This is a genomic window from Microbispora sp. CL1-1 (assembly GCF_012034195.1).
Lineage (GTDB): Bacteria > Actinomycetota > Actinomycetes > Streptosporangiales > Streptosporangiaceae > Microbispora.
Genome location: NZ_JAATEK010000101.1, coordinates 1 through 3,625 on the forward strand (window position 1 = coordinate 1; position 3,625 = coordinate 3,625).

A 3,625-nucleotide genomic window follows, 5' to 3' on the forward strand; every position below is an offset into this window, starting at 1 on the left:
GCTCATTAGTGGAGCACTGGTTATTCAGCCGGTCGTGGTTGCCGGGTCTGCTAGTACCGCCGTGAGTGATCACGGAGTGGGAGCGTGGGCTTCGGGGGCTGGGGTTGGTTGGGCACACTGTTGGGTCCTGAGGAAACGGGCCCGTTCGCCTGGCCGCTGCTGGTTGTGGTGGTCGTGGTGGGGTTGGTTTTCTTCAGGGCTGGTCTCCTGCCATACCGGCCGGGGTCCTTGCTTGTGGGTTCGCCTGTTGTGGGTGGGCTTGCGGTGGGGGTTCGGGTGTTTGGTGGTGGGGTGGGCTGGTTGTCTGGTTGTTGTTTGTGAATTGCATAGTGGACGCGAGCATCTTTGTGGCCAAGTTAGTTAGGGCACACGGTGGATGCCTTGGCATCAGGAGCCGATGAAGGACGTGGGAGGCTGCGTTAAGCCTCGGGGAGTCGCCAACCAGACGTTGATCCGGGGATGTCCGAATGGGGAAACCTAGCACCAGTCATGTGGTGTTGCCGCCGTCTGAATGTATAGGGCGGTTGGTGGTAACGCGGGGAAGTGAAACATCTCAGTACCCGTAGGAGAAGAAAACAATAGTGATTCCGTGAGTAGTGGTGAGCGAAAGCGGAGGAGGCTAAACCGTGCGCGTGTGATAGCCGGCGGGCGTTGCGTGTGCGGGGTTGTGGGACCTTCCGGAGGAGACCGCCGTCTCTTCAGGCAGTGAGAAATCGGTGGGGTAGTCGAACGCTCTGGGAAGGGCGGCCGTAGACCGTGATAGCCGGGTAGGCGAAATCTTGCCGACTGCTGGGGGTGTTCCCGAGTAGCACGGGGCTCGAGGAATCCTGTGTGAATCTGCCAGGACCACCTGGTAAGCCTAAATACTTCCTGGTGACCGATAGTGGACGAGTACCGTGAGGGAAAGGTGAAAAGCGCCCCGGTGAGGGGTTGTGAAATAGTACCTGAAACCGTGTGCCTACAAGCCGTAGGAGCGTAGTCGCCTTCGGGTGGCTGTGATGTGACTGCGTGCCTTTTGAAGAATGAGCCTGCGAGTTATGGTGTGTGGCGAGGTTAACCCGTGTGGGGGAGCCGTAGCGAAAGCGAGTCTGAATAGGGCGTTTGAGTCGCATGCTGTAGACCCGAAGCGGGGTGATCTACGCATGGGCAGGTTGAAGCGTGGGTAAGACTGCGTGGAGGACCGAACCCACCAGGGTTGAAAACCTGGGGGATGACCTGTGTGTAGGGGTGAAAGGCCAATCAAACTCCGTGATAGCTGGTTCTCCCCGAAATGCATTTAGGTGCAGCGTTGCGTGTGCTTGCCGGAGGTAGGGCTCTGGATGGCTGATGGGCCCGACAAGGTTACTGACGTCAGCCAAACTTCGAATGCCGGTAAGTTGAGCGTGGCAGTGAGACTGCGGGGGATAAGCTCCGTGGTCGAGAGGGAAACAGCCCAGATCACCGACTAAGGCCCCTAAGCGTGTGCTAAGTGGGAAAGGATGTGGAGTCGCAGTGACAACCAGGAGGTTGGCTTAGAAGCAGCCATCCTTGAAAGAGTGCGTAATAGCTCACTGGTCAAGTGATTCTGCGCCGACAATGTAGCGGGGCTCAAGTACACCGCCGAAGTCGTGGCACCGCCGGCACTTGTGCTGGTGGTGGGTAGGGGAGCGTCGTGCGAGCCGGTGAAGCTGCCGAGTGATCGTGTGGTGGAGGTCGTGCGAGTGAGAATGCAGGCATGAGTAGCGAGTCAGAAGTGAGAATCTTCTGCGCCGGATGACCAAGGGTTCCTGGGGCAGGTTCGTCCGCCCAGGGTAAGTCGGGACCTAAGGCGAGGCCGACAGGCGTAGTCGATGGATAACGGGTTGATATTCCCGTACCCGCTGTGATGCGCCCATATCGAATCCAGTGATACTAAGGGTCCTTAGCCCGGTTGGCTCTTCGGAGCCGGCGTCAGGGTGAACGCCTGGCCTGATCTGGTAGTAGGTAAACGATGGGGTGACGCAGGAAGGTAGCCCAGCCCGGGCGGTGGTTGTCCCGGGGTAAGCATGTAGGGCGAGAGATAGGCAAATCCGTCTCTCATTAGCCTGAGGTGTGATGCCGAGCCGATTGTGGCGAAGTGGGTGATCCTATGCTGCCGAGAAAAGCCTCTAGTGAGTGTCGCGGCGGCCCGTACCCTAAACCGACTCAGGTGGTCAGGTAGAGAATACCAAGGCGGTCGGGTGAACTGTGGTTAAGGAACTCGGCAAATTGCCCCCGTAACTTCGGGAGAAGGGGGACCTCTGCTGGTGTAGGACTTTGCGTTCGAAGCTGGTGGGGGTCGCAGTGGCCAGGGGGAAGCGACTGTTTACTAAAAACACAGGTCCGTGCGAAGTCGTAAGACGATGTATACGGACTGACGCCTGCCCGGTGCCGGAACGTTAAGGGGACCGCTTAGCGCCTTTCGGGGTGCGAAGGTGAGAACTTAAGCGCCGGTAAACGGCGGTGGTAACTATAACCATCCTAAGGTAGCGAAATTCCTTGTCGGGTAAGTTCCGACCTGCACGAATGGCGTAACGACTTCCCCGCTGTCTCAACCACAGGCCCGGTGAAATTGCAGTACGAGTAAAGATGCTCGTTTCGCGCAGCAGGACGGAAAGACCCCGGGACCTTCACTACAGCTTGACATTGGCGTTTGGAGCGTCTTGTGTAGGATAGGTGGGAGACTGGGAAGCGGTGACGCTAGTCATCGTGGAGTCATTGGTGAAATACCACTCTGGTCGTTTTGGACGTCTAACCCGCGCCCGTGGATCCGGGTGGGGGACAGTGTCTGGTGGGTAGTTTAACTGGGGCGGTTGCCTCCTAAAGGGTAACGGAGGCGCCCAAAGGTTCCCTCAGCCTGGTTGGCAATCAGGTGTCGAGTGTAAGTGCACAAGGGAGCTTGACTGTGAGACTGACGGGTCGAGCAGGAGCGAAAGCTGGGACTAGTGATCCGGCATCGGCGTGTGGAAGCGGTGTCGCTCAACGGCTAAAAGGTACCCCGGGGATAACAGGCTGATCTTCCCCAAGAGTCCATATCGACGGGATGGTTTGGCACCTCGATGTCGGCTCGTCGCATCCTGGGGCTGGAGTAGGTCCCAAGGGTTGGGCTGTTCGCCCATTAAAGCGGTACGCGAGCTGGGTTTAGAACGTCGCGAGACAGTTCGGTCCCTATCCGCTGCGCGCGCAGGAGACTTGCGAGGGGCTGTCCCTAGTACGAGAGGACCGGGACGGACGAACCTCTGGTGTGCCAGTTGTTCCGCCAGGAGCACGGCTGGTTGGCTACGTTCGGTAGGGATAACCGCTGAAAGCATCTAAGCGGGAAGCTCGCCTCAAGATGAGGTCTCCCACCACCGTGTGTGGGTAAGGCCCCCTAGAGATGATGGGGTTGATAGGCCGGAAGTGGAAGCGCAGTAATGTGTGGAGCTGACCGGTACTAATAGGCCGAGGACTTGACCATAGATGTTCGCGTTCACTATGTGATCTCAGAGACAGCAACCACTAGGTTGTGTGTTTCGTGGGGTTACGGCGGTCATAGCGGCAGGGAAACACCCGGTTACATTCCGAACCCGGAAGTTAAGCCTGTCAGCGCCGATGGTACTGCACCGGGGACGGTGTGGGAGAGTAGGAC

2 rRNA genes are annotated in these 3,625 nt (G+C 58.3%); both read left to right on the top strand.

The features are described 5' to 3' along the window. Positions 1-349 precede the first annotated feature (349 nt). A 23S ribosomal RNA gene (locus tag HCK04_RS39995) occupies positions 350-3,454 on the top strand. A gap of 64 nt (positions 3,455-3,518) precedes the next feature. Further along, positions 3,519-3,625: ribosomal RNA gene (gene rrf / locus HCK04_RS40000) — 5S ribosomal RNA — on the top strand; the annotation flags it as partial.